This is a genomic window from Streptomyces sp. WMMC500 (genome assembly GCF_027497195.1).
Taxonomy (GTDB): Bacteria; Actinomycetota; Actinomycetes; order Streptomycetales; family Streptomycetaceae; genus Streptomyces.
Genome location: NZ_CP114905.1, coordinates 2,863,814 through 2,890,231 on the forward strand (window position 1 = coordinate 2,863,814; position 26,418 = coordinate 2,890,231).

Consider the following 26,418-nt stretch of genomic DNA (forward strand, 5'->3'; position numbering starts at 1 on the left):
CGCGCCCGGCCACCGCGGCTCAGCCGGTCAGCTCGCCGCGCAGGCCCGGGGTGAGGACGTGGCCGACGCGCCCGACGAACAGCTCCATGTGGTACGCGGCGACGCTCAGGTCGCAGTCCGGCTCGGTGAGGACGCCGAGCAGCGAGCCGTCCCCCGCCTGCATGACCACCAGGCAGCCGTCCTCCATCGCCACCATCGTCTGCTTGACCCTGCCGCCGTCCATGACGTCCGCGGCCCCGTTGGTGAGCCCGCCGATGCCCGAGACGACGGTGGCCAGTTGCTCGCCGGCCGACGCGGACTGCGGCGGGGCGGCGAGGAGGGGGAGCCCGTCGACGGAGACGACGACCACGGACCGTACGCCCGGGACTTCCGCGGTGAAGTTGTCGAGCATCCAGCGCAGGCTGCTGAGGGCGTCCCGGTGTTCCTGTGTGCTGTTCACGTGCTGGCTCCCTGCTCTGTCGGTTCCCATGTCGCGGCCTCCGCGGCGGCGGCGCGCCGCCCGTCCCGGGACCCCTGCTGCAATCCGCCGAGCAACCGCCGCACCTCGCGCGCGTCGACCCCCGGCCGGGCCTGCGCGGGCACGGCGGCCACGGAGCCGACGGCCGGCACCCGGGCGGCGGACGGACCGCCGGCGGGCTCGGTGCCGCGCTGGGCGGCGCCGGCGCGGGCGCGGGGCAGGCTGCCGACGGCGGCCAGGCCGCCGGTCGCGGCGGGGGCGAGCGCGGGGTGACCGGCCGCGGGATGGAGGATAGGCGCGCGGCCGGCGGCGGCGTGGTCGGACGCCGGATGGCCCGATACCGGATGACCGTCCAGCACCGGATGGTCCAGCACCGGATGGTCGAAGGCCGGGTGACCGGGTGTCGCGTGCGCGGACGCCGCACCGTGCACCGCCGCACCGTCCCGGGTCCCGCCGCCGGATGGCGCGGGTACGCCCCCCGCCGTACGGGGCCGCGCCGCCCCCGCGCCGCCGGCGACCGTTCCGCCGGGCTCCCGGCGCGGCAGCATCCCCGCCTCGGCGCGCACCCATCCCCCGGGGCGCGGTGCGACCACCGGCCGCGCCGACGCGAACGGCGGTGGCGACGGCCGCGCGCCGCCGTCGTCGGGCGGCGCGGAGCGCTGCGGCCCGACCCGTACGGGCACCGCCGCCCCCACGTGCCGTACGCCCGAGGTGTCCGCGCCCGGGCCCGTTCCGGGACCCGGCTCCGCGCCCCGCTCCCCGGCCCCGCTCCCCCGTTCGCCGCCGTCCGCTCCCCCCGCCCGGGGCGACCGCGCGACGGGACCCGCGCCCCCGCCGGCACCCGCCGCCGCGACCGCACTGCCGGCCCCCGCGACGCCGGCGCCGGCGGCCTCGTTCCCCCCGCCCCCGGGCTCCGCCACCAGCAGCCGCGCCGGCAGCCGGACCTCCGCGTCCAGCCCGCCGTCGCGCTGCCGCAGTTCCACGCCCACCCCGTGCCGCGCGGCCAGCCGCGCGACCACGTACAGCCCCAGCCCCAGCGCCTCCCGCGGCGCGGGCCCCGGGTCGGCGTCGGCGAGCCGGGCGTTGAGGTCGTCGACCCGGCTCGCCGGGCTGATGCCGATGCCCTCGTCGCGTACGACGAGCAGCAGGTCGCCGGTCCCCAGCAGCCGCCCGGTCAGCAGCACTTCGGACTCCGGCGGCGAGCACGCCGTCGCGTTCTCCAGCAGCTCCGCCAGCAGGTGGCTCGCGTCGCCGGAGGCGAAGCCCGTGACGTGCACCTGCGGCACGTCACGCGAGAGCACCACCCGCCGGTACGACTCGATCTCGCCGACCGCCGCGCGCAGCACGTCGATCAGCGGGACGTGGGCGCGCCGCGTCCCGCGGTGGTCGGCGCCGGCGAGCACGAGCAGGTTCTCGCTGTGCCGGCGCATGCAGGCCGCGAGGTGGTCGAGCCGGAACAGGGTCTCCAGCGTGCCGGGTTCCTGCTCGTGTGCCTCCAGTTCGTCGATGAAGGACAGTTGGCGCTCGACGAGCCCCAGCGTGCGGCGCGCCAGCCCGACGAACGTGCCCTGCACGCTCGCCTGGAGCCCGCCGATGCGCTCGGCGAGCGCCGCCCGCTCGCGCAGCAGCGAGTCGCGCTCGACGACATGGCTCTCCTGCGCCTCCGCCAGCTCCGTGCGTACGGCGGCGAGTTCGGCCACCGCGCTCGACGCGCCGCCGTCCGCCGTACCGAAGCCGTCGGCACCCTCGGCGCCGCGCCCGCCGCGCGCCGCGTAGACGACGACTCCCACGGCCAGCACCGCGCACAACACCAGCAGCGCGCCCTGCAGTTGCAGCGCGCTCGCCGCCTGCGCCCGCCCCCCGGGGCCGGCCCCGCGGGCGGCGCGGAGCGCACCGACCAGGCCGGGTGCCCCGGCCGCGAGCACCGCGGCGCCGACGACGAGGTACGCCGCCCTGACGCGCGGCGACATGCGCGGCGCGGGGCGCGCGCCACGGCGGCGCCGGGCGCCCCTGCCGGCGTGTCTGCCCTCCTGCCGATCCGGCTGCACCGGGGTCCGCAATCGCCCTCCTTCGACTCTTTGTCCGGCGGCGCCATGTCCTTGCATTTCGGACTGTTTGTGACTGAGTCCGGTAGCGCCCTGGTCCCGCTGGTTGACCTTGGCAGCAGGCGTCGCAGGCATGCGGGCTTTGCCCCGGCGCTCACCCGAACGAGCGAAGATTGTTTGCCAGAGGGCCGCCGGGCCGTCCGCTCGGCGTCGGGGCCCGCGCGGCCCGTACGGGCAGACTGGGATCATGCGCATCGAACTGGCCAGCGACCCCGCCGCACCACCCGCCCCGAACGAGGACTACGCCGCCGTGGCCCTGCCCGCCTCCGGCACCGGCGGGGCCGTGGTGGTGCTGGACGGCGTGACGCCGCCGCGGGACGGGGACACCGGCTGCGTGCACGGGGTGCCGTGGTTCGTGGCGCGGCTGGGCGGCGCGTTCCTGGAACTGGCCGGCGCCCGCGAAGCCACCCTCGCGGACTGCCTGGCGGACGCCATCCGCCGCACCGCCGCGGCCCACGGCCCGGCCTGCGACCTGACCCACCGGCGGACGCCGCAGGCCACGGTGGCGGCGGCGCGCTGGGACGGCGAGACGGTGGAGCACCTGGTGCTGTGCGACGCGGCACTGCTGCTGGAGGGGCCGGACGGCGCGGTGCGGCCGGTGCTCGACCTGCGGCTGTCGCGGTTGCCGCGGGACCGGCCGGCGGAGGAGTGGCGCAACCGCGAGGGCGGCTTCTTCACCGCCGCCGCCGACCCGGAGGTCGCGGCACGCGCGGTGACGGGCGGCGTGCCGCGTACGGAGGTGGCGGCGCTGGCGGCGCTGACGGACGGCGTGACGCGCTGGACGGAGGTGTTCGGCTTCGGCGACTGGACGGCGCTGCTGCAGCGGGTGCGGAAGGCGGGGCCGCAGGGTGTGGTGGAGGAGGTACGGGCGGCGGAGGCGGCGGACGCGGACCGCAGCCGGTACCGCAGGGGGAAGGTGCACGACGACGCGTCGGCGGTGCTGGTCGAGTTGTAGCGGGCAGGGCGACCCGCTCCTCGCTCACCGGGCCCGGGCCCCGATCCCGCCGGCTACCCGGCTGGGGGCGACCGGCCCGGCGAAGCGCAGGCGCCGCGCGCCGCCGCGCCCGCCGCTCAGCCGCCCTGGCGCCGGCCGCCCCCGCCCGCGTTCAGTTCGTTGAACCGCGCGAGCAGCCGGGCCAGTTCGGCGACCTCGCCCCGGTCCCACCCGGCGAGCTGCTGCACGTACTCCGCGTGCCGCGCTCCCCGTACGCTCAGCACCCGCCGCCGCCCCTCCTCCGTCAGCCGGACGAGCGCCGCCCGGCCGTCGGCGGGGTCGGGCTCGCGGTCGACGAGGCCCAGCTCTTCGAGGGCGTGCAGTTGCCGGCTGACGGTCGCCTTGCCGATGTTGAAGTAGCAGGCGAGCTCGGTGGCGCGCCGCCCGCCGTCCTCCAGCCGGACCAGCAGCGCGTACGCGCCGGGTTCGAGTCCGGGAGCGACCTGGCGGGCCATGTCCGCCGCGATGCCGCGGGCCCGGCGGTAGAAGACCGCGAGCTCCCGCTCCAGATCGAGGAAGACGTGGTCCACACCATTTCCCTCGTTCTCCTGCTCGCCTCCGGGGGTTTCGGCCTTGTGCACGTCAGGGGCCCTTCCGGCTTTCCGCGGGCTGAAAGTTTTCTTCAGAAGCGGCAGAAGCCGCAGCTCCCCCAGTATTTCGCAGGCGTAGACCAAAGGCACCTGCCGGACCCTCTTTCGCTCCCGCGCACACTGCGCTTACCTTCGGCGCTAGAGATCGTGACATGGCCACACCAAGGGCCGGGGCCGAGACCCCCGCAGGCGTACGAGGACGGGCCACCGCCGCCCCGCCGCTCCCGCCGCCCAGCCGCTCCCGCCGCACCCGAGCCGGCCGCACCACACCACCGGCGCCTCCGCACCCTCCGCCTACCGGCACCACCGGAACCACGGACCACCGGACAGCACGGCACCACGGCACCGCCGGCACCACCGGCACCACCGAGGAACCCCCACACCCGGAGGAACGCATGTCATCCCGAGTCCGCACCCGCCCGCGCATCGGGCGCCGCTCCCTCGCCGCCGCCATCGCCACCGCGGCCACCTCGCTCTCCCTCGTCGCCGGCCTGACCAGCCCCGCCGCCGCGGCGGGCCACCGGCTCAACCCCGACCCCCGCACCCTGGAGCGCGGCGAGGCGTACATGGGCGCCGGGATCCGCCTCCACGAAGGCACCGGCGCCCCCGCGGGGTCGGCCGGCGCGGCAGGCGGGGAGGCCGGCCCGCTCGCGACCGTCGAGGGTGTGGACGTCTCCAGCCACCAGGGCAACGTCAACTGGTCCACGCTCTGGAACGCCGGCAACCGCTTCGCGTACGTCAAGGCCACCGAGGGCACGGGCTACAAGAACCCGTACTTCACCCAGCAGTACAACGGCTCGTACAACATCGGGATGATCCGCGGCGCGTACCACTTCGCCCTCCCGAACGGCGCCAGCGGCGCCGCCCAGGCCGACTACTTCGCGAGCAACGGCGGCGGCTGGTCCCGCGACGGCAAGACGCTGCCGGGCGTGCTGGACATCGAGTTCAACCCCTACGGCTCCACGTGCTACGGACTCAGCCAGGCCTCGATGCGGAGCTGGATCAGCTCGTTCCTGACCCGCTACCGGGAGCGGACCGGCCGCTACGCGGTGATCTACACGAACACCAACTGGTGGATCCAGTGCACCGGCAACTACGGCGGCTTCGCGAACAACCACCCGCTGTGGATCGCCCGCTACGCCTCCTCGCCCGGCACGCTGCCGGCGGGCTGGGGCTTCTACACCTTCTGGCAGTACACCTCGACGGGCCCCACGGTCGGCGACCACAACAAGTTCAACGGCGCCTACGACCGCCTCCAGGCCCTCGCCAACGGCTGACCCCGCCGCCGCCCCCAACCCCCGCCGGTCTCCCCGGAGCTGCTCCTCCGGAGAGACCGGCGGTCACCTGACGTCCTCGACGGGCAGGGGAAACCAGAGCAGGGTACCGGTAGGTGATCAAACCGACCTTCGGACTGACTGTAGGCGGCGCCTAGCGCACGACCGTCTGGATCTCCTGCACCGTCACGTCGTAGGTCGTCTCGAAGACGCCGTCCGGCAGGTCGCCGCCCGTGTTGCCCGAGCCCGTCCAGTCGACCTCCCACGTGATCGACGCCTTCAGCCCGTACGCACCGCCCGCGGCCTCGCTGGACCGGTGGTACGTGATCCCGCACGGCGGCACGCTCTCGGCGTCGCCCCTGCGGTACTGCCTGCCGACGCCGCCGTCATCGCCGATCGCACAGGCCCCGCCCTCCGGATGGACCACGGCGTCGTCCGCCCCGGGGTCGAGCCGCAGGCTCACGGGTGTGGCGGTGGTCTCGGCCCACAGCCCGGTGCCGGGCAACTCCGCCCGCACCGCGACCTCGTCGAAGGCGGCGGGCTCCTGCCAGATCCAGGTGGGCAGGTTCACCTTGAGCCGGTCGTCCGCGGGCTGCATCTCGATCTCGGTACGGGGCACCCTGACGGAGTCGTAGGCGTACTCGGCGAGCATCTCGGGGGTGAGGGCGGTGGGGACGTCGGGGGCGGCGTTGTCGTCGGCCCAGAACATCAGTTGCTGGTCGCAGTCGTCCGCCTCGGTGTCGTCCTCCCGGTGGGGGTTGCGCACGGCACGCCACCACATGCCCTCGCCCTGCTGGTCGAGGTTGTAGTTCTCGGGATTCCCGTCGCCGCCGTCGCGGTAGTACTCGTGCATGAGGTCGACGCCCCACTGCAGGCGGCTGTTGACGGGCACGAGGTTGCCGTTCTCGATGGCGTTCACGGCCCGCTCAAGCTCCTGCGGAGTGGCAACGGGCTCGTGCCAGCACGCGGGCGGCGTCCAGTCCGTGTCCACCGCCGAGATCGGCTGCCCGCCTTCCCCGCCTCCCCCTGTCTGCCGCACGACGACCTGGGTGGCGGTGGCACTGAGGGTGCCGCTGTTCGGGTCGGTGTCGCCTTCCAGGCCGATGCCCGACCCGTTCTGGGCCAGCACGACCCCGGCGCACGGTAAGAGCAGCAGTGCCGCGACCACCCCGGGGGTGGCCAGCCTGCGGGGGTTCATGGCGATAGTCCTCCTGCGTCGCACGCGTCCCGGTTGTTGGCGACGTCGGCCGTCTGCCAGGCACCGGCGTCGTTCTTCTGGAGCGTGGTGCTGTACTCGACGTACTCGTACGGATCCGGCTGCGTCAGCACCTCACCGCTCTCGCGGTCCTTCTGGTCCACCTCGCGTTCGTCGGAGCAGAAGCGCAGGGTGGCCGTGAGGCCGTTGTCGCTGAGCCGGACCTCCGGGTCGAAGAAGCGGAAGGTGCCCGCCACCGTGGCCCCGGCGTCCTTGAACTCGCCGATCCACTCCTGCAGGGACGTCCAGGCTCCCGTGCCCTTCATGTTGTAGAGGGCGATGAACTCCGTGTTCGGATTCGGCGGGTTCCGGGTGATGGCCTCGTACGTCGCCCGCTGGCGCTGCGCGCCCGAGTCCAGGACCGCCTGCTCCTCCGGGTCCTCCGACTCCCAGTCCTCGAAGACCAGTTCCACACTCGACGGCAGCTCGATCTCCGGACCCTCCGCGGCCGGTGCCGACGGCGACTCCGCCGGGCTGCTCTTCTTCGCACCCTCGATCTTGTCGTCCGACGACCCGGAGTCGTCGCCCCCGCACCCGGTGGCCAGCAGGGTCGCGGCGGCGAACGCCGCAAGCGCGGGGGCTGAGCGGTAAACACGGACCACGATCGACTCCAGTGACGATTCGGTAGCGTTGAGTGACAGGACGCTACCAACGGCCGACCGGTTCCGGCACCCGTTGCCCGTACAAGCACGGACGCACGCCGAACGGCCCCTCCCGGGTGGGTGGTCGGGAGGGGCCGTGCCCGTGGGGACGGGGGCGGGAGGGCGGCGGGCCGGAGGGCCCGGCGGTGGTCAGGCCGCCACCGGGACCTCCGGGTCCGCGGCCGGCGTCGCCGCCCCGGCCGGGGTCAGGGCCAGGTCGAGGACGTGGCGGACGTCGGAGACCGGGTGGACCTCCAGTTTCTCCAGGACCTCCGCCGGCACGTCGTCCAGGTCCGGCTCGTTCCGCTTCGGGATGATCACCGTGGTGACCCCCGCCCGGTGCGCCGCCAGCAGCTTCTGCTTGACGCCGCCGATCGGCAGCACCCGGCCCGTCAGCGAGACCTCACCGGTCATCGCGACGTCCGTACGCACCTGCCGGCCGCTGAGCAGCGACGCCAGCGCCGTCGTCATCGTGATGCCCGCGCTCGGCCCGTCCTTCGGGACCGCGCCCGCCGGAACGTGCAGGTGGATGCCCCGGTCCTTCAGGTCACCCACCGGCAGCTCCAGCTCCGCGCCGCGCGAGCGGAGGAAGGAGAGCGCGATGTGCGCCGACTCCTTCATCACGTCGCCGAGCTGCCCCGTCAGGGTCAGCCCGGAGGCGCCCGACTCGGGGTCGGCCAGCGACGCCTCGATGTACAGCACGTCGCCGCCGGCGCCCGTCACCGCCAGGCCCGTCGCCACGCCCGGGACCGCCGTGCGGCGCTCCGCGGGGTCGGTGGCCGACTCCGGGGTGTGGTGCGGACGGCCGATCAGCGGGCGGAGCTGGTCGACGCCGACCTCGTACGGCAGCTTCGCGTCGCCCAGTTCGTGCTGCGCCGCGATCTTGCGGAGCAGCCGGGCGAGGGCGCGCTCCAGGTTCCGTACGCCCGCCTCGCGGGTGTACTCGCCCGCCAGCTTGCGCAGCGCGTCGTCCTCGATGGCGACCTCGCCGGCCTCCAGGCCCGCGCGCTCCAACTGCCGGGGCAGCAGGTGGTCACGGGCGATGGTGACCTTCTCGTCCTCGGTGTAGCCGTCGAGGCGGACCAGCTCCATGCGGTCCAGCAGCGCCTCGGGGATGGCTTCGAGGACGTTCGCGGTGGCGAGGAAGACCACGTCGGACAGGTCCAGCTCGACTTCCAGGTAGTGGTCGCGGAACGTGTGGTTCTGCGCCGGGTCCAGGACCTCCAGCAGGGCCGCGGCCGGGTCGCCGCGGAAGTCGGAGCCGACCTTGTCGATCTCGTCCAGCAGGACGACCGGGTTCATCGAACCGGCCTCCTTGATGGCCCGGACGACACGGCCGGGCAGCGCCCCGACGTACGTACGCCGGTGGCCGCGGATCTCCGCCTCGTCCCGGACGCCGCCGAGGGCGACCCGGACGAACTTGCGGCCCATGGCGCGCGCCACGGACTCGCCCAGCGACGTCTTGCCGACGCCGGGCGGGCCGACGAGCGCGAGCACCGCGCCGCCGCGCCGGCCGCCGACGAGGCCCAGGCCCCGGTCCGCGCGGCGCTTGCGCACCGCCAGGTACTCGGTGATGCGCTCCTTGACGTCCTCCAGGCCCGCGTGGTCGGCGTCGAGGATCTCCTTGGCGCCGGTGATGTCGTACGCGTCCTCCGTACGCTCGCTCCACGGCATCTCCAGGACCGTGTCGAGCCACGTCCTGATCCAGCCGCCCTCGGGCGAGGCGTCGGAGGAGCGCTCCAGCTTGTCGACCTCCTTCAGGGCCGCCTCGCGGACCTTCTCGGGCAGGTCGGCGGCCTCGACCCGGGCGCGGTAGTCGTCGGACTCCTCGCCGTCGGGCTCGCCGTTCAGCTCGCGCAGCTCCTTGCGCACGGCCTCCAACTGGCGCCGCAGCAGGAACTCGCGCTGCTGCTTGTCGACGCCCTCCTGGACGTCCTTGGCGATGGACTCGGCGACGTCCTGCTCGGCCAGGTGCTCCTTCAGCCACTGCGTGGCCAGCTTCAGCCGGGCCACCGGGTCGGTGGTCTCCAGCAGCTCGATGCGCTGTTCGGTGCTGAGGAAGGGCGAGTAGCCGGCGTTGTCGGCGAGCTGGCCGACGTCGTCGATCTGCTGGACGCGGTCCACGACCTGCCAGGCGCCGCGCTTGCGCAGCCAGTCGGTCGCGACGGCCTTGTACTCCTTCATCAGCTCCGTGACGGCGCCGGGGACGGGGTCGGGTACCGACTCCTCGGTCTCCGTGCCCTCCACCCACAGTGCGGCCCCCGGGCCCGTCGTGCCGGCGCCGATGCGGATCCGGGCTATGCCGCGGATCAGCGCGCCGGGGTCGCCGTCGGCCAGCCGGCCGACCTGCTCGACACGGCCGAGGACACCGGTGCCCACGTACGTGCCGTCGACCCGCGGGACGAGCAGCACCCTGGGTTTGTGTCCGCTGCCGCGCGCCGCGGCCTGCGCGGCCTCGACCGCGGCCCGCACCTCGCGGTCCGAGAGGTCGAGTGGCACGACCATGCCGGGGAGCACGACCTCGTCATCGAGCGGCAGGACGGGCAGGGCCAGCGGCGCGTTCGAGCTGGACTCAGTAGCCATTGATCTCCCCTTCGGCATGCAAGTTGAGTTACGTGGGCTCAACCCCGGGGGGCGCCATGATGTTCCCGGCCGTCTGTTCGCTGTCAGCGATCGGGCAGGATGGGGCCATGAGCAGCGAGAACGACGCGGCGCCCGCCGTGACGGTGGACCGCAGGTCCGGCCCGTACGGAGAGGTCGTGCTGCGCCGGCGCGGCACGCACCACGAGATCATCGCGAACGGCGTCTTCCTCATGGACACCTCCGACGGCCGCTCCGAGCGGCTGCTGATCCGGGCCGCGGCGCAGGCAGTCCGCAGCGGCTCCCCGTCCCCCGCGCTGCTGATCGGCGGGCTCGGCGTGGGCTTCTCGCTCGCCGAGGCGGCGGCGGACCCGCGCTGGGGGCGGATCACGGTGGTCGAGCGCGAGCCTGCGGTCCTCGCGTGGCACACCGGACCGGCACCGGGAACACCCCGCGCGGCGGCGGTCACCACCGGCGCGGCGGCGGGCACGACCGGCACGACCTGTGCCGCGGCCGGCACCGCCGGCCGCCCCGCGACGGGAGACCCACCTCTCGCCCACCTCAGCGGCGACGCCCTCGCCGACCCCCGCGTCGCACTCGTCGAGGCCGACCTTCTCGACCACCTCGCCACCGCCCCCCAGCGCTGCCGACACGCCTACGACGCCGTCTGCCTCGACATCGACAACGGCCCCGACTGGACCGTCACCGAGGGCAACACCGGCCTCTACGCCCCGGCCGGACTCGCCGCATGCCGCGACCGCCTCACCCCCGGCGGCGTCCTCGCCGTCTGGTCCGCCCGCCCCTCCCCCGCGTTCGAGGCCGCCCTCCGCGCCGCCGGCTTCACGGACGTACGCACCGAGGAGATCCCCGTGCGCCGCGGCGCACCCGACGCCGTCCACCTCGCCGTCCGGCCCGCGGACACCGCGCGCGGAACGCGGCCGGGGGCTGTCCGTTCCCCGTAGCCGAGGCGTGTCACCTCCCCATACGCTGCTAGCAGAACCGGAGGGCCTACGGGGAAGAGACGGCGAGGGCCACGAACACATGGCAGACAGACAAGCCCTGAACGGCCGCGCTGACCACGCGGCCGCAGTGACACCCGGCGCCCAGCGAAGAGTGCTGGTCGTCGAGGACGACCCGACCATCGGCCAGGCGATATCGGCGCGGCTGCGCGCCGAGGGCTTCCAGGTACGCACGGCAGGCGACGGCCCGGCCGCGGTGGCGACCGCGGCGGAGTGGGGGCCCGACCTGCTCGTGCTCGACGTGATGCTGCCCGGCTTCGACGGGCTGGAGGTGTGCCGCCGGGTGCAGGCCCAGCGGCTCGTGCCGGTGCTGATGCTGACCGCGCGGGACGACGAGACGGACATGCTCGTCGGCCTCGGCGTCGGCGCCGACGACTACATGACCAAACCCTTCTCCATGCGCGAGCTGGCCGCGCGGGTGCACGTGCTGCTGCGCCGCGTGGAGCGCGCCACGCAGGCGGCGGGCGCCGTCCGGGACGACACGCTGCGCCTGGGCGAGCTGGAGATCGACCACACCGAGCGGCGGGTACGGGTCGGCGGGGACGACGTCCATCTGACGCCGACGGAGTTCGAGCTGCTGGCGTGTCTGGCCAACCAGCCGCGGGCGGTGCTCTCCCGCGAGCAGCTCCTGGTGGAGGTCTGGGAGTGGGAGGACGCCTCGGGGACGCGCACCGTGGACAGCCACATCAAGGCGCTGCGCCGCAAGATCGGCGCGGAGCGGATCCGTACGGTCCACGGCGTGGGGTACGCGCTGGAGACCCCCGTCACATGACCGTGCCGGACAGCGGAACGGAGCCCGGCTTCTGGCGCCGGGTGTGGGACGCGCTGCGCCCGCTGGACCCGGTGCGGTCGGTGAACGCCGCGCTGGGCGCCCTGGTCATCGGCTCGGTGGTGATCGCGACCGGCCTGGTCTGGGTGGCGATCCGCTCCTCCACCGAGGTCCGGCTCATCACGGTCTTCTCGCTCATCGCCTCGCTGCTGATCACCCAGTTCGTTGGCCAGCGGCTGACGTCGCCGCTCGTGCAGATGACCGCGGTCACCCGCGCCATGGCGCACGGCGACTACACCGCCCGGCTGGCCACCCGCCGCCGGGACGAGTTCGGCGAGCTGGCGCAGACGTTCAACCGCATGGCGGCCGACCTGCAGTCCGTCGACCGGCACCGCAAGGAGCTGGTCGCCAACGTCTCGCACGAGCTGCGCACCCCGATCGCCGCCCTGCGCGCCGTGCTGGAGAACGTGGTCGACGGCGTCTCCGACGCCGACCCCGACACGATGCGTACCGCGCTGCGCCAGACCGAGCGGCTGGGCCGGCTGGTGGAGCAGTTGCTCGACCTGTCGCGGATCGACAGCGGGGTGGTGCCGCTGCGGCTGCGGCACGTCTCGGTGGAGCCGTACCTCGCGGGCGTGCTGAAGGAGGCGCACTTCGGCAGCGGCGCCCACGACGCGGCCGGCGCCCTGGGCGTCGACGCCGGCGTCCCCGGCCCCCGCGGGCGCGGCGACGTGCGGCTGCACCTGGACGTCTGGCCGCCCGAGCTGGTCGTACGGGCCGATCCCGAGCGGCTGCACCAGGTGATGGCGAACCTGATCGACAACGCCGTGAAGCACAGCCCGCCCGGCGGCCGGGTCACCGTGCGCGCCCGCGCCGGCGCGCAGCCCGACGGGCTGGAGGTGGAGGTGCTCGACGAGGGCCCCGGCATCCCCGCCGCCGAGCGGCACCGGGTCTTCGAGCGCTTCAACCGGGGCCGGGAGACCGGGGTGCTCGCCGACCACGGGGCGGACGGCGGCGGCACCGGGCTGGGGCTGGCCATCGCGCGCTGGGCGGTGGATCTGCACGGCGGGCGCATCGGGGTGGCCGAATCACCCCGTGGCTGCCGGATCAAGCTCACCCTTCCGGGTTAACGCTCGTTCGAGCGCTTGACCTACACTTGACCTCGGCCGGGCGTGGGAACGGACCTGCAACGGCGGCAGAGCGGCCGGTGAACGGCCCGGTACGAGGACGGGACGCGGCGCCACCACTCCGATGCCCCCATGCCGCACGCGGGCAAACCTTGTTGATTTCCCGCCAGATCGGGGACCCAAACCACGTTCGCATTGTGACTTACGCGACCTCAGGCGGGTGCGGCCTGCACGTTCCAGCTCCGGGGGCGTAGCCTTGTTTTCCGCTGTCCATCACCTTGTGAAGCGGAAGAGGGCGGTTGCCGCCGTGTCGTCACAGTCCCCTAAGAGCAGCTCGTCGAGCGTCCGTACCGAAGAGCCCAGCCAGGGCCGGGACCCTGCTGCCGCCTTCGGTCCCAACGAGTGGCTCGTCGACGAGATCTACCAGCAGTACCTCCAGGACCCCAACTCGGTGGACCGGGCCTGGTGGGACTTCTTCGCCGACTACAAGCCGGGCACCGCCGGCGAGAAGCGGGGACCGGCGACGCAGGAGGCGCAGCCGGCTCCCGCCGCGCCGCCGCCCCCCGCGGCCCAGGCCCCGGCCGCGCCGCCGCAGCAGGCACCCGCGCCCGCCGCGCCGCCCGCCGTCGACGGCCGGCCCGTGGCCCAGCCGCCGGCCCGGCCGGCGGCGCAGCCCGCGGCCACGCCGGCCGCCAAGCCCGCCGCCGCCGCGCCCGCCAAGCCCGCCGCGAAGCCCGCCGCCGGCAAGCCGGCCGCCGCGGAGCCCGCCGCCGCGCCCGAGGGCCCCGAGCTGGTCACCCTCCGGGGACCCGCCGCCGCCGTCGCCAAGAACATGAACGCCTCGCTGGAGCTGCCGACGGCCACCTCCGTCCGCGCCGTCCCGGTGAAGCTCCTCTTCGACAACCGCATCGTCATCAACAACCACCTGAAGCGCGCCCGCGGCGGGAAGGTCTCCTTCACGCACCTCATCGGGTACGCGATGGTCCAGGCGATGAAGCTGATGCCGTCGATGAACCACTCCTTCGCCCAGAAGGACGGCAAGCCCACCCTGGTCAAGCCCGAGCACGTCAACCTGGGCCTGGCCATCGACCTGGTCAAGCCCAACGGCGACCGCCAGCTCGTCGTCGCGGCCATCAGGAAGGCCGAGACGCTCAACTTCTTCGAGTTCTGGCAGGCGTACGAGGACATCGTCCGCCGCGCCCGGGCCAACAAGCTCACCATGGACGACTTCACCGGGGTGACGTGCTCGCTCACCAACCCCGGCGGCATCGGCACCGTCCACTCCGTGCCGCGGCTGATGCCCGGCCAGTCGATGATCCTCGGGGTCGGCGCGATGGACTACCCCGCCGAGTTCCAGGGCACCTCCCAGGACACCCTGAACAAGCTGGGCGTCTCGAAGGTCATGACGCTCACGTCGACGTACGACCACCGCGTCATCCAGGGCGCCGCCTCCGGCGAGTTCCTGCGGATCATGCACCAGTTGCTGCTCGGCGAGAACGACTTCTTCGACGAGGTCTTCAAGTCCCTGCGCATCCCGTACGAGCCGGTCCGCTGGCTCCGCGACATCGATGCCAGCCACGACGACGACGTCACCAAGGCCGCCCGGGTCTTCGACCTGATCCACTCCTACCGGGTCCGCGGCCACGTGATGGCCGACACCGACCCGCTGGAGTACAAGCAGCGCAAGCACCCCGACCTCGACGTCACCGAGCACGGCCTGACGCTCTGGGACCTGGAGCGGGAGTTCGCCGTCGGCGGGTTCGCCGGCAAGGCGATGATGAAGCTGCGCGACATCCTCGGCGTGCTGCGCGACTCGTACTGCCGCACCACCGGCATCGAGTACATGCACATCCAGGATCCGAAGGAGCGCAAGTGGATCCAGGAGCGGGTGGAGCGCCCGCATGACACGCCGGAGCGCGAGGAGCAACTGCGCATCCTGCGCCGGCTGAACGCCGCGGAGGCGTTCGAGACGTTCCTGCAGACGAAGTACGTCGGCCAGAAGCGCTTCTCGCTGGAGGGCGGCGAGTCCGTCATCCCGCTGCTGGACGCGGTCATCGACGCCGCCGCCGAGTCCCGCCTCGACGAGGTCGTCATCGGCATGGCGCACCGCGGCCGGCTCAACGTGCTGGCGAACATCGTCGGCAAGTCGTACGCGCAGATCTTCCGCGAGTTCGAGGGCAACCTCGACCCGAAGTCGATGCACGGCTCCGGCGACGTGAAGTACCACCTGGGCACGGAGGGCACCTTCACCGGCCTGGACGGCGAGCAGATCAAGGTCTCGCTCACCGCCAACCCCTCCCACCTGGAGGCCGTCGACCCGGTGCTGGAGGGCGTGGTCCGCGCCAAGCAGGACATCATCGGCAAGGGCGGCACGGACTTCACCGTGCTGCCGCTGGCGCTGCACGGCGACGCCGCCTTCGCCGGCCAGGGCGTGGTGGCCGAGACGCTCAACATGTCGCAGTTGCGCGGCTACCGCTGCGGCGGCACCGTGCACGTCGTCATCAACAACCAGGTCGGCTTCACCGCCCCGCCGGAGTCCGCGCGTTCCTCGATGTACGCCACGGACGTGGCCCGCATGATCGAGGCGCCGATCTTCCACGTCAACGGCGACGACCCCGAGGCCGTCGTGCGCGTCGCGCGGCTGGCCTTCGAGTACCGCCAGGCGTTCAACAAGGACGTGGTCATCGACCTCATCTGCTACCGCCGCCGCGGGCACAACGAGGGCGACAACCCGCAGTTCACCAACCCGCAGATGGTCGAGCTGATCGACAAGAAGCGCTCGGTACGCAAGCTCTACACCGAGTCGCTGATCGGCCGCGGCGACATCACCATGGAAGAGGCCGAACAGGCGCTCCAGGACTTCCAGGGCCAGTTGGAGAAGGTCTTCACCGAGGTACGGGACGCCACCGAGACGCCCGCGCCGGCCGAGGTGCCGCCGCACGCGCTGCCCGGCTTCCCGGTGGCCGTGGAGACGGCCGTCTCCGAGGAGGTTGTCAAGCGGATCGCCGACTCCCAGGTCAGCCTGCCCGACCAGGTCTCGGTGCACCCGCGGCTGCTGCCGCAGTTGCAGCGCCGGGTGTCGATGGTCGAGGACGACGCCATCGACTGGGGCATGGGCGAGACGCTGGCGTTCGGCTCGCTGCTCATGGAGGGCACCCCGGTCCGGCTCGCCGGCCAGGACTCCCGCCGCGGCACGTTCGGCCAGCGGCACGCGGTGCTCGTCGACCAGAAGACCGGCGAGGACTACACCCCGCTGAACTACCTGGCCCCGGACCAGGCCCGCTACAACGTCTACGACTCGCTCCTCAGCGAGTACGCGGCGATGGGCTTCGAGTACGGCTACTCGCTGGCCCGCCCGGACTCGCTGGTGCTGTGGGAGGCGCAGTTCGGCGACTTCGTCAACGGCGCGCAGACCGTCGTCGACGAGTTCATCTCCTCCGCCGAGCAGAAGTGGGGCCAGTCCTCCGGCGTCGTGCTGCTGCTGCCGCACGGCTACGAGGGCCAGGGCCCCGACCACTCCTCGGCCCGGATCGAGCGGTTCCTGCAGCTCTCCGCGCAGAACAACATGACCGTCGCGATGCCCTCCCTGCCGTCGAGCTACTTCCACCTGCTGCGCTGGCAGGTCCACAACCCGCACCACAAGCCGCTCGTGGTCTTCACCCCGAAGTCCATGCTGCGGATGAAGGCGGCGGCGTCGCGGACGGACGAGTTCACCTCGGGCGGCTTCCGGCCGGTCATCGGCGACGACTCCGTCGACCCGGCGGCGGTCCGCAAGGTCGTCTTCTGCTCCGGCAAGGTCTACTACGACCTCGACGCCGAGCGGCAGAAGCGCGGCGCGCAGGACACGGCGATCATCCGGCTGGAGCGGCTCTACCCGCTGCCCGGCGCGGAGATCCAGGCGGAGCTGGAGCGCTACAGCGGCGCCGCGACGTTCGTCTGGGCCCAGGAGGAGCCGGCCAACCAGGGCGCGTGGCCGTTCATCGCGCTCAACCTGGTCGACCACCTGGACCTGATCATCGGCTCCGGGCCGGTGCCGAACGCCGACCGGCTGCGCCGGGTCTCGCGCCCGTCGTCGTCCTCCCCGGCGGTCGGCTCCGCCAAGCGCCACCAGGCGGAGCACGCCCAGTTGATGGCCGAGGTCTTCGACCTCTGAGTCCCCGCGGGGGTACGGACCGGGCCGCCCGGTCCGTACCCCCGCGCAGAAGGGCCCCGCGCGATGCGCGGGGCCCTTCTCGTCTGCGCGGCCCGGCTGTGCCTCCCGGCTGCCCGGAGCCCTAGACGGGCTGCGGCTCGAAGTCCCAGTACGGGCGCTCCCGGCGCCGCGAGGCCAGGGTGTGCGGGTGGTCGGCGCCCAGCGTCTCGCTGAGGTTCTGCATCGCCTCCCGCTCGACCTTCTTCGCCTCCTGCGAACGGCGCAGCGACCGCAGGTCGTCCGCGAGCGCCATCATCGCCGACAGCGTCATGGGGTGCCGGGGGCCGAGGACCTCCTTGACGGTGTCGGCCGTCTGCCGGCTCAGCTCCTCGGCGTGGTCCGGGGAGTCCAGCCGGTTGCGGGCGGCGGCCGCGTTCAGCGCGCAGCCCAGCGTCCAGGGGTGCGTGGGACCGACGGCCGCGGTCATCCGGGTGAGCGCCAGCTCGGCGATCTCGGACGCCTCCTGCCATTCGCCGGTGGGCCAGAGGGCGAGCGCGACGTTGCCGAGGGTGCCGGCGGTGTACGGGTGCTGCTCGCCGAGCATGGCCTCGTACCGCCGGTGGACCGACTTGGCCAGCTCCCGGGCGCGGTGCAGGTCGCGGTGCTCGCGCAGGAAGGTGGAGTAGTCGGCCTCGACCATCAGGGTCTCGGGGTGCCTGGGGCCCTGCACCTGGGTGAACCGCTCCACCACGGACTCCATGGCGCGGTCCGCCTCGGCGAGCTTGCCCAGCCGGCGCATGCACAGCGCGAGGTTGTGCTCGGCCCGCAGCGTCTGCGGGTTGTGCTCGCCCATGATCTGCCGGTGCAGCGCGACGCTCCGCAGTTGCCGGGAGTGGGCCTCCTCGTAGCGGCCGAGGAGGCGGAGGATCCAGGCGTAGCGCGTACCGGTGGCCATGGTCTGGTGGTGTCGTGTGCGCAGTCGCCGCTCCCGCTCGACGAGCACGGCGCGGTGGATCTCCAGCGCGTCCTCGTACCGGCCGAGCAGTGCGAGGGCGGAGGCGACGTTGCTGCGCAGCGACATGGTGCGGGGATGCTCGGCGCCGAGGAGGTCGGCGTACTTCTGCCGGACGTCGTCGAAGATCTCACGCGCCGTCTGGTACTCACCCAGGCCCAGCAGTGCACCACCGAGACCGTTCCTGGCGGACAGCAGGTCGGGGTCCTCCTCGTCGCGCACCGGGCTCAGCACGTCCACCAGCCGCCTGCCGACGGCCTCGGACTCGCGGTAGCGCCCGAGGTTGCGCAGCGCCTCGGCGTGCGAGTGCACGAGCGTGATCATCGAGCGGTGCGTGGGTTCGAGCCGGATGGTCCACGGAGCGAGCGTCAGCTCGCACATCTTCAGGGCGGCGCGGTACTCGCCGCGCTGGAGCAGATAGTTGATGCAGTTCAGGACGAGTTCCTGCACTGCGGGGTCGGCGCTCTCCAGCGCGCCGGCCGGCTCCAGATGCGGCAGCAGCTCGGCGTACCTCGCCCACTCCCGCGTGTCCGTGGGACGGCGGGGGTCGGCTGCCGCGAGGATCCGGCAGGCGGTCGCCGACATCGCCTCCCGCTCGTCCTCAGGGAGATCACCCCGCAGGAAGCGGTGATACAGACGGTGCATTTGAACCTTTTCGACCTCGGTCTCCGGCGAAGGGTCGGTGAGGTAGTCGATCGTCACCGCGGTGGATTCCGACAGACGGCGCAGGGCGGAGTGCCAACTGATGGGATCGCCGGCCAGCTCCGCCAGATGCCTCGGCAACTGGTCGCTGCGCTCGACGATGCGGGAGACCGGAATACTGTCCGGGGAGAAGAGCGCGAACAGGTTGAGCATCGAGGCAGCCGCCGGGGTCTTCTCCCGCATCCCGTTCAGCGTTATCGACCAGCTCGTCAGGAAGCCCATCGGATAGTCGGAGCCGATGCTGATGCCGACCTTGCCGGGCTCCTTCTCGCGCAGCAGCTCGATGTAGTCCGCCGGCGCCATCGTGCTGGAGTCGAGCCACGCAGCGGTCTGGCTGAGCACCAGCGGCAGGTCCTGCACCGCCTCGGCGAGCCCGTCCGCCTCGGTCTCGGTCAGCCGGGGCGCGCGGCGGAGCGCGAAGGCGGTGGACTCCGCGCGGGTGAAGTGCGGGACCTCGATCTCGTCGGCGCCGCCGCTGACGGCCCAGTCGCGGGTGCGGGTGGTGATGAGCACGTGCCCGTCGCCCTCGGGGACGATGTCGTCGAGCAGCTCCATCTCGTCGGCGCTGTCGAAGACCAGCAGCCAGCGGCGGTACGGGCGGCCGGTGCGCAGCGCCTCGCGGACCCGGCGGACCCGGTCGCCGATGTTGTTGCCGACGGGGAGGTTGAGCCGTAGGGAAAGGTCGGCGAGCTGCTCGCGGGCCGTCATGCGGTAGGTGGCGTTGACGAACCAGACGACGTCGTAGTCGCTGCCGAACCGGTGGGTGTACTCGATGGCGATCTGGCTCTTGCCGACGCCGGAGATCCCCGAGAGCGCGATCCGGGCGCCCTGGCCGTCACCGGCGGACCCGCTGGCCAGAGCGCCGTGCAGGCGCTCCAGGATGGCGTCGCGGCCGGTGAAGCGGTAGTTGCGGCGGGGGGCGTTGAAGACGACCGACGGGTCGTTGGGGAAGCGCGGGGCGCGCTCGGGCTCGCGGTCCGGGCGGACCGGGGTGTCCGGGTTGATGCCCAGCCGGGTGAGGATACGGCGTCTGGCCTCGCCGGTGCCCAGGTCACGCAGGTCGACGGGCGCCAGGGCCGCCGCCGCGGTCGGCATTGCGGTGGCCACCGTGGCGGCGGCGAACCGGTGCGCGTGCTGCGGGATGACCGTGCGCAGCGCGTCGTTCCACTCGTCCTCGCTGCGGGGGCCCAGACCGAAGTACCAGTCGTCGAGGACGAGCAGGATGCGGTCGGGCGCCTCCAATAACCCCGTCAGCTCGTCGACCAGCGGCCGGTCGCGCGCCGGGTTCCAGCGCAGCATCGCGGTGGGGTGTCCGAGCAGTTCGAGCTGATGGGCGATCCAGGCCGCCCACGGGCGGTTGAACCCCGCGTAACTGATGCTGATGGGTTCGGCCATGCGACCGTCTCCCTCCCACAGTCCCGGCAGGCCGTATCTCTCGCACAGTATCCCATCTGGCGGCCCGTCAGCTCACGCACGGCGGTCCCGCGGGCACTCTTCGCTCATCCGCCACCGCGGCGTCCAGCCGGTGGGCGACGTGCCGGATGAGCCGTTCCAGATCGGCGCAGTACACGGACGGGTTGCGGAACCCCTCGCCGGCCCGGAAGCGGTGCGCGTAGTTGCCGCCGCCGCAGACCCGGACCACCGGGCAGCGCCGGCACTGCTCGGCCAGCGCCCACAGGCCCAGTTGCCGGGCGGCGACGCCGGGGTGGTTCAGCGCCTCGTCGAAGGAGTTGCGGAAGACGTCGAGCCCCGTGCCCGCCGCACCCTCGTAGACGGACTTGAGCGAGTCGATCTGCTCGATGGCGCCGTCGGTCTCCACCACGACCGCCGTGACCGGCGAGAGGCCCACGGCCTCCGTGCCGCTCGGCCGGCCCAGCAGCAGCCCGAGGATCTCGGTGAACAGCCGCACCCGCGGCGACGGCCTGGGCAGGTCCCACCACAGGTCGAACAACTCGCAGAGCCAGTCGCCGTACGGGGCGGGGCCGCGGCTCGGCACGGGGGCCGGCGGCGCCGACCAGTTGGCGTGCGGCAGCAGGAAGTTGACGACCGGCGGCCCCAGCGAGCACAGCGAGTCCAGCACCGCGGCCGGCGAGGCGGTGACGTCGACCGTGCACAGGATGCCGCCATAGCTCCCCGGATGCCGCCGCAGCAGCCGCGCCGCGCGCTCCAGAGCGGGCCAGGCGGGTCGCCCGGCGTGGTCGACGCGGTGGCGGTTCAGCTCGGGCGTGCCGCCGTCGGCGCTCAGGCCGACCCCGATGCCGTCGGCGGCGAGCGTCGCCAGCGCGGACTCGGTGAGCAGCGTGCCGTTGGTCTGCACGACGGCGGTGACGGTGCAGTCGACCGGCAGCGCCGCGCGCACCATCGCCGTCTGCCGGACCAGCGACGCGGCGCCGGCGAGCAGCGGCTCGCCGCCGTGCAGCACGAGGCTGATCCGGCGCAGCCCGTGGGCGCGTACGTGCTCGGCGATGCGCTGGGCGGTGCGGCGGGTGACGGCCTCCGGCATCCGGCCGGGACGCTCGCGCCAGCTACTGTCGGCGCCGTGGTAGACGTAGCAGTAGGTGCACGAGAGGTTGCACCGGCTGTGCACCTTCAGGATGAACTGCCGGAACGGCACCGCCGGAACCCCGGTGGCGCGCAGCCGGCCGACGTCCAGCAGCCGACCGGGCCAGGGCACCTCCTCCGCGCCTGTGTCTCCGTAGTCCATGCGGCTCCCCGGCTCCCCCGAGTCCGGGCGGTGACGAACCACCGCCCCTGAATGCATGGCGCACAAGTCACACGGGTGAAACCAGACAGAAGCCCAACTGACTGTTTCTGTACGGAATCTGCCGCGATCCGGCCGCCCGGCTTCGTCGGCGGGCTTGAGGTGGCGTCGGCCGGAGCGTGCGCCCTGACGTTCTCGACCGGCGGGTCAATTGCCGCCGGGCTTGGGGGGCTCGTTGTCGAAATAGGCCCCGGCATCGTCGTCGGAAGGCCAGTTGCGGAGCAGGTGAGCGACGGTTCCCGCGAGTACCGGCGGCTCGCCCCGGGCGGCCACCGCGTACACGTCGACGTCGCTGAAGTCGGGCAGACGGACCGCCGAGCCTGCGGCTGACAGTGTCCCGTCCGGCTTCGCCGACAGGGGGTTCTCCACGCTGTTCTCCTCCGGAAGGGTGTGAGAGTCCTTCCCCGAACAGTCGTGCAACAAAACGGACCCGCGTCAGTCGCCCGCTTCGAGCGTACGGATCTGCTCGCGGGTCAGCGCCGCCCCCGCGCTCTGGGTCTGCTCCGCCCGGCTCCACTGCTCCCAGGCGTCCCGGTACGCCCTGAGCGCCACCTGGCGCCCCGCCGTCGGCTCCAGCATCTGCCCGCGCCGGTGGTGGGCGCGTGCGGCGTCCGCGGGGTCGCCGGCCTGCTCCGCCAGGAGCGCCGCGCGCCGGTAGCAGTCGGCCGCCCGCTCCTGCCGCTGCCGGAACTCGGTCCGTATGTCGAGGAGCAGTTGCACGTCCCCCAGCTCCAGCCAGGCCTGCGCGCGCACGCGCGCGGGCGCGTCGTCCTCGCGGGCGGCCCGGTCGAGCACCCACTCGGCCTCGTACAGGTCGGTGCGGGTGCCGGACGCCTCGTAGCGCAGCCGCAGGGCCCTGCCGAAGAGCAACTGCCGCCGCGGCAGGTCCGGATGCCGCTGCGGCGTCTCCGCCAGCACCTCGCGCAGCACGGGCACCGCCCGGCCGCGCAGCCCGGTGTCGTCCGGGGTCAGCCGGGCGCGGCGCAGCAGCAGCTCGCCGTGCTCGGTCAGCACCTCGCCGTACAGCGCCGCGCCCGGCGGCAGCAGCCGCAGCGCGTCCGCCAGCCACTCGTCGGCCTCGACCAGGAGCCCGTCGGCCCCGCCGCGGCCGAACTCCGCGACGCGCACCTGGGCCTTGCGGCGCAGGCTCTCGGCCTGCAGCCGGTAGTCGTCGAGGGTGACGGCCAGCCGCCCGGCCCGGTCGAGCGCGGCCAGCGCGAGACCCGCGCCGGCGTCGCCGGCCGCGGTCGTGTGAGCCTCCGCCAGGTCGAGCAGCGCCTCGCACTCCAGCCGGCGCAGCTCCGGCCCGCCCTCCATGCGCAGCAGGTCGACACCGGTACGCAGATCGGCCGCCGCGCGCAGCCCGTAGGCCCGGGTCTCGTCCACCGTGTGCTCCGCCTGCGCGCGGCCCAGAGTGACCCGGCCGCGGGCGAGGAACAGCCGCGCGGGCACCAGCTCCTCGTCGGGCCAGCCGGCCAGCAGCTCGTCTATCGTCTCCTCGGCCTCGTGCAGCGCCGCGTCGTCGCCGGTCAGAGAGTGCAGCCGGCGCAGCACCTCGGCGAGCAGGCCGCCGCGCTCGCGCCGGGCGGCGTGCGTGGTGACCAGGGCGCGGCTGCGGCGCAGTTGGGTGGCGGAGGCGCGCAGCGCCGCGACGGCCTGCTCGTGCTCGCCGTCGGCGACGCGCTCGCGGGCCACCTCCCACATCACCTCGGCGTAGGTGAGCCGTTCGCGCAGCGACGGGGCATCCGCCGGCGGCCCGCCACCGGCCGCGGGCGTCCCCGAGCCGTCCGCGGCCAGGGCGCTCCGGGCCCACTGCTCGGCCTCCGCCAGCGCGTCCGGCTCGCGCAGCCGCTGCCAGTGCAGGAGCAGCGCCCGCGCGAGCAGCCCCTGCTGCGCGGTGTCCCGCTCCTCGACGACGGCGCGGCGCAGGGCTCGTACGGCGTCCAGGAGGTCGCGGACGCTGCGGGTGTCCTCGTACTGCCGCAGCAGCTCCGGGCCGCCCGCCGTGGCCGGCCCGCGGAAGGCGGGCTGGAAGGCGCGCAGCACCTGCTCGGAGACGCGCGCGAACTGGTCGGGGACCTTGCCCCCGCCGAGTTCGGGCTCGCGGTCCTCGCCGGAGAGGTACGCGACCGCGACGGCCGGGAAGTTGCGCGCGCCGTGCCCGAAGGTCCGCTCGATGTAGAGCGAGCAGTGCTTGAGCACGAGCGCCGCCTCGCCGTGGCTGAGCCGGCGCAGCAGCAGCTCCCGCACGCCCGGGCGGAAGTCGAACCAGGGGTCGTCGCCGACGGGTTCGCGCGCCGGGTCGCGCGCGGTTCCGGGCACCGGCTCGCGCGCCACGACCAGCTCGCTGAGCAGGATCTCGGCGGTCTCCGCGGGCCCGGTGTCGGGGAACAGCGCGCGCTGCACCAGCCGGATGACGGGCAGCACCAGCGGCACGGCCGCCAGGTGGATGGCCAGCAGCCGGGCCGCCGGCGAGGCCGTCGCGTCGAACGCGGCGAGCGTGGCCGCCGGGTCGGGGCGCACGTCGGCGGGCCGGACCGCCGCGGCCGGGACGGCCGCCGCTTCCGTGGCGGACCGGCGCACCCAGCCGGCGGCGCCGGGCAGCGACAGACCCTCGCCGGCGGACAGCAGCCGGGCCCACGTGCCGACGGCGCCGGGCTCGGGCGCGAGCACGGGCAGCGGGCGGGCCCCGGCCGGGGGCACGTCGCCGCGGGTGCCGGGGCGGAAGTCGAGCGTCGGGTACGGGCCGGGGTGCCGGACGAGCAGCCCCGGCAGCGCGGCGAACGGCATCTCGCGCCACCGCCGGTGCGGCAGCGGCTGGACGACGGCGACGGGGGCGGTACCGAGCCAGCCGTGCAGCATCCGCTGCATCCGGCCGTCGCGCCACATCGGGCCCGCGCAGTCGCTGAGCACGAGTGTCAGCCGCTGCCCGCCGGGGTCGTGCAACTGGCCGGCGTCCTGCAGCATCGACGGCCGCCCCGGCTCGCCGGTGCAGCCGACGCCGCCGTCCGGGAGCGGGTGCAGGCGGTGCACGGTGACGTCGCGGAACGCGCCGGAGCGCTCGGCGACCGTACGCAGGTCCTCCAGCAGCCGTCCCCACACCTCCATGGCGGGCGAGGCGTCCATGAGCAGTTGGAGCGTGGCGCGCCGCCGGGGCGTCCGCAGCACGGGGATGACCAGGTCGGCCCGTGCGCTGACCTCCGCGGTCTCCTCCTCGTCCAGCTCGCCGGGCGCCACGGCCGCGACCCGCGGCTGGTAGCGCCGCAGGGGGCGCAGCGCGCGCTGCAGCGGCACGAGGGCGGGCAGCGCGGCCGGCTCCGGCACGCCGACGCGGCCGACCTGCCGGTACGCCGGGGTGTCCACGGCATCGCGCACCGGCGTACGCGGGGAGAGTCCCGGGCCCGCCGCGAGCCCCACGCGCCGCTCGGGCGCGGCGTGCGCCCCCGCACCTGTCGCGTCGGCGGCGTTTGCGCCCTCGGCCGGCGCGGGACCGGGGCCTTCGGGAGCGTCGGCGGCGTCGGGAAAAGTGGCTGATTTCGTGCGGCTCGCCGATCTCGCCCCGCCGGCGCGCGGGTCCCCGCCACCCGTCGCCTCGGCGCTGCGCGCCAGCTCCTCCGCGAGCCAGAGGACGTCGGCGAGGCCGCGCGCGTCCGGCGGCAGCCCAGCCGCGAGGAGCCGGCCCACCAACTCCTCGGCCTTCTCCTGCCCGCCGTCGCCCCCGCGCGCCGCCATCGCGCTCACCGCGGCCTGTTGATGGGCCGCATCAGCTCCTCGGTGACGCGCCGGGCGGAGCCGTCCGCCTGATCCCAATCGGCCTGCCGGGTCAGCTCGATGGCGTTGAGCAGTTGATCCACGGCCCGTACGTCGCCGGGTCCCGCGGCCAGGAAGCGGTCGATCAGCTCCGTGAACCGCTCGTCGTCGCCCTCGGGGAAGTGCGCCCGCACCATGCCCGTCAGCCGCGCCCGGTCCGGCACCGGCAGTTGCAGCTCGATACAGCGGCGGCGCAGCGGCGCCGGGAACTCGCGCTCGCCGTTGCTCGTGAGCACGATGAACGGGAAGGCGCCGCAGCGCACCCGGCCGCCGCGCACGGGCACTTTCGTACCGTCGTCGCTGAGCACCTCGACCACCGGCGCGCGGTCGGCGATCCGCTCCAGCTCGGGGATCGTGAACTCGCCCTCCTCCAGCACGTGGAGGAGATCGTTGGGCAGGTCGATGTCGCTCTTGTCCAGCTCGTCGACGAGCAGCACGCGCGGGCGCGCGGAGGGCAGCAGCGCGGTGCCCAGCGGGCCGAGGCGGACGTAGCGCCCGATGCCGCCGCCGGGCTCCTCGGCGGCGCCCGCCGCGTCCGCGGCGCCGGCCCGGCCGGCGGCCCGTTCGAGCTGGGCGTCCTGGAGGCGGCCGATGGCGTCGTAGGCGTACAGGCCGTCGCGCAGGGTGCTGCGGCTGACGATCGGCCAGGTCAGGACCCGGCCGAGGCCCAGCTCGTACGCCACGGAGTGCGCGAGCGTGCTCTTGCCGCTGCCGGCCTGCCCGGTGACGAGCAGCGGGCGGCGCAGATAGAGCGCGGCGTTGACCATCTCGCACTCGCGGGTGCTGGGCCGGTGGTGGCTGGCCTCGCGGCGGCGCTGGCCGAGCCTCCGCTCGGAGGAGGGCTCCAGCGCGACCGGCGGTGGGACCGTTGGACCGCCGTCGAATTCTCGCCAGGGTGGCGGTGCCGGCAGTCTGTCCATGCCGTCGTGGGGGGCGCCGGTGCCTCGGTAGATGAGCCACTCGCTCACGTCGTAACCCCTTTGTCGCCGACCGGGCAGCAGGCTTGCCCCACTGTCTGCCCGGCGACGGACGAGGGCAACCCTCACGGGGGTAAGAGGCTAGCCGGGTGCGCTGACGTCGGGTGCCGAATCGGCCAATCCGCGTGGTGGCGGGCCGGTTTCGTCCAACCGCACACATGGTGCGCGACGTTCGCCCCCGGCGCGTGCCGACGCCCGCGCGCCGTTCACCCG

The 26,418-nt window shown here is 73.9% G+C and carries 17 protein-coding genes; 6 read left to right on the forward strand and 11 right to left on the reverse strand.

All coding sequences use genetic code 11. The features are described from left to right. Nucleotides 1–19: 19 nt before the first annotated feature. Both O7599_RS11760 and O7599_RS11765 read right to left on the reverse strand, forming a co-directional pair. Nucleotides 20–439 (reverse strand): roadblock/LC7 domain-containing protein, encoded by a 420-nt coding sequence (locus tag O7599_RS11760; RefSeq protein ID WP_281622094.1) that lies wholly within the window; start codon nt 437–439, stop codon nt 20–22. Then, nucleotides 436–2,517 (reverse strand): ATP-binding protein, encoded by a 2,082-nt coding sequence (locus O7599_RS11765; protein WP_281622095.1) that lies wholly within the window; start codon nt 2,515–2,517, stop codon nt 436–438. Before O7599_RS11765 ends, O7599_RS11760 begins: the two co-directional genes overlap by 4 nt. Before the next feature lie 232 nt (nt 2,518–2,749). Here O7599_RS11765 and O7599_RS11770 point away from each other — a divergent pair, with 232 nt between their 5' ends. After that, on the forward strand, nt 2,750–3,517 hold the full coding sequence (locus O7599_RS11770) for a protein phosphatase 2C domain-containing protein (protein WP_281622096.1): 768 nt from the start codon (nt 2,750–2,752) through the stop codon (nt 3,515–3,517). A gap of 116 nt (nt 3,518–3,633) precedes the next feature. Here O7599_RS11770 and O7599_RS11775 read toward each other — a convergent pair whose 3' ends face one another. Further along, nucleotides 3,634–4,086 carry a MarR family transcriptional regulator gene (locus O7599_RS11775; protein WP_281623352.1) on the reverse strand — a complete coding sequence of 151 codons (453 nt, stop codon included), beginning with the start codon at nt 4,084–4,086 and terminating at the stop codon, nt 3,634–3,636. Nucleotides 4,087–4,541: 455 nt separating this feature from the next. Here O7599_RS11775 and O7599_RS11780 point away from each other — a divergent pair, with 455 nt between their 5' ends. Further along, entirely contained in the window at nt 4,542–5,423 is an 882-nt protein-coding gene (locus O7599_RS11780) for a lysozyme (protein WP_281622097.1), read from the forward strand. A 151-nt stretch (nt 5,424–5,574) separates the two neighbouring features. On the opposite strand, the gene O7599_RS11785 is transcribed toward O7599_RS11780, so the two are convergent. From O7599_RS11785 to lon, 3 genes are all read right to left on the reverse strand, one after another. After that, complete coding sequence (locus tag O7599_RS11785; RefSeq protein WP_281622098.1) at nt 5,575–6,618, reverse strand: hypothetical protein; 1,044 nt, start codon at nt 6,616–6,618, stop codon at nt 5,575–5,577. Next, nucleotides 6,615–7,277 carry a hypothetical protein gene (locus O7599_RS11790; RefSeq protein ID WP_281622099.1) on the reverse strand — a complete coding sequence of 221 codons (663 nt, stop codon included), beginning with the start codon at nt 7,275–7,277 and terminating at the stop codon, nt 6,615–6,617. The genes O7599_RS11785 and O7599_RS11790 overlap by 4 nt, the downstream gene beginning before the upstream one ends. Before the next feature lie 189 nt (nt 7,278–7,466). Then, complete coding sequence (gene lon, locus O7599_RS11795) at nt 7,467–9,899, reverse strand: endopeptidase La (RefSeq protein ID WP_281622100.1); 2,433 nt, start codon at nt 9,897–9,899, stop codon at nt 7,467–7,469. 107 nt (nt 9,900–10,006) lie between these two features. Here lon and O7599_RS11800 point away from each other — a divergent pair, with 107 nt between their 5' ends. The 4 genes from O7599_RS11800 (at nt 10,007) to O7599_RS11815 (ending at nt 16,964) form a co-directional block, all read left to right on the forward strand. Next, nucleotides 10,007–10,858, forward strand: a complete 852-nt coding sequence (locus tag O7599_RS11800; protein ID WP_281622101.1) for a spermidine synthase — start codon at nt 10,007–10,009, stop codon at nt 10,856–10,858. 79 nt (nt 10,859–10,937) lie between these two features. Continuing rightward, nucleotides 10,938–11,687, forward strand: a complete 750-nt coding sequence (locus tag O7599_RS11805; protein ID WP_281622102.1) for a response regulator transcription factor — start codon at nt 10,938–10,940, stop codon at nt 11,685–11,687. Continuing rightward, nucleotides 11,684–12,814, forward strand: coding sequence for a HAMP domain-containing sensor histidine kinase (locus tag O7599_RS11810; protein ID WP_281622103.1), 1,131 nt, complete (start codon nt 11,684–11,686; stop codon nt 12,812–12,814). The genes O7599_RS11805 and O7599_RS11810 overlap by 4 nt, the downstream gene beginning before the upstream one ends. Before the next feature lie 304 nt (nt 12,815–13,118). Beyond that, nucleotides 13,119–16,964 carry a multifunctional oxoglutarate decarboxylase/oxoglutarate dehydrogenase thiamine pyrophosphate-binding subunit/dihydrolipoyllysine-residue succinyltransferase subunit gene (locus O7599_RS11815; RefSeq protein ID WP_281622104.1) on the forward strand — a complete coding sequence of 1,282 codons (3,846 nt, stop codon included), beginning with the start codon at nt 13,119–13,121 and terminating at the stop codon, nt 16,962–16,964. Nucleotides 16,965–17,085: 121 nt separating this feature from the next. On the opposite strand, the gene fxsT is transcribed toward O7599_RS11815, so the two are convergent. The 5 genes from fxsT to O7599_RS11840 all read right to left on the reverse strand — a co-directional run bounded on the left by fxsT (nt 17,086) and on the right by O7599_RS11840 (nt 26,196). Then, a complete protein-coding gene (gene fxsT, locus O7599_RS11820; RefSeq protein WP_281622105.1) occupies nt 17,086–20,052 on the reverse strand; it encodes an FxSxx-COOH system tetratricopeptide repeat protein in 2,967 nt (988 codons plus the stop codon). 67 nt (nt 20,053–20,119) lie between these two features. Further along, entirely contained in the window at nt 20,120–21,361 is a 1,242-nt protein-coding gene (locus O7599_RS11825; protein ID WP_281622106.1) for an FxsB family cyclophane-forming radical SAM/SPASM peptide maturase, read from the reverse strand. A 204-nt stretch (nt 21,362–21,565) separates the two neighbouring features. After that, nucleotides 21,566–21,787, reverse strand: coding sequence for a hypothetical protein (locus O7599_RS11830; protein WP_281622107.1), 222 nt, complete (start codon nt 21,785–21,787; stop codon nt 21,566–21,568). Nucleotides 21,788–21,853: 66 nt separating this feature from the next. After that, on the reverse strand, nt 21,854–25,150 hold the full coding sequence (locus O7599_RS11835) for an SAV_2336 N-terminal domain-related protein (RefSeq protein ID WP_281622108.1): 3,297 nt from the start codon (nt 25,148–25,150) through the stop codon (nt 21,854–21,856). A 5-nt stretch (nt 25,151–25,155) separates the two neighbouring features. Further along, nucleotides 25,156–26,196, reverse strand: a complete 1,041-nt coding sequence (locus tag O7599_RS11840) for a MoxR family ATPase (RefSeq protein WP_281622109.1) — start codon at nt 26,194–26,196, stop codon at nt 25,156–25,158. Nucleotides 26,197–26,418: the final 222 nt, after the last annotated feature.

What these genes read in the sequence shown, in the direction of transcription:
- O7599_RS11770 (WP_281622096.1), top strand. Translation starts at nt 2,750, where the DNA reads ATGCGCATCGAACTGGCCAGCGACCCCGCCGCACCACCCGCCCCGAAC.
- O7599_RS11780 (WP_281622097.1), top strand. Translation starts at nt 4,542, where the DNA reads ATGTCATCCCGAGTCCGCACCCGCCCGCGCATCGGGCGCCGCTCCCTC.
- O7599_RS11785 (WP_281622098.1), bottom strand. Translation starts at nt 6,618, where the DNA reads ATGAACCCCCGCAGGCTGGCCACCCCCGGGGTGGTCGCGGCACTGCTG.
- lon (WP_281622100.1), bottom strand. Translation starts at nt 9,899, where the DNA reads ATGGCTACTGAGTCCAGCTCGAACGCGCCGCTGGCCCTGCCCGTCCTG.
- O7599_RS11800 (WP_281622101.1), top strand. Translation starts at nt 10,007, where the DNA reads ATGAGCAGCGAGAACGACGCGGCGCCCGCCGTGACGGTGGACCGCAGG.
- O7599_RS11805 (WP_281622102.1), top strand. Translation starts at nt 10,938, where the DNA reads ATGGCAGACAGACAAGCCCTGAACGGCCGCGCTGACCACGCGGCCGCA.
- O7599_RS11810 (WP_281622103.1), top strand. Translation starts at nt 11,684, where the DNA reads ATGACCGTGCCGGACAGCGGAACGGAGCCCGGCTTCTGGCGCCGGGTG.
- fxsT (WP_281622105.1), bottom strand. Translation starts at nt 20,052, where the DNA reads ATGGCCGAACCCATCAGCATCAGTTACGCGGGGTTCAACCGCCCGTGG.
- O7599_RS11825 (WP_281622106.1), bottom strand. Translation starts at nt 21,361, where the DNA reads ATGGACTACGGAGACACAGGCGCGGAGGAGGTGCCCTGGCCCGGTCGG.
- O7599_RS11835 (WP_281622108.1), bottom strand. Translation starts at nt 25,150, where the DNA reads ATGGCGGCGCGCGGGGGCGACGGCGGGCAGGAGAAGGCCGAGGAGTTG.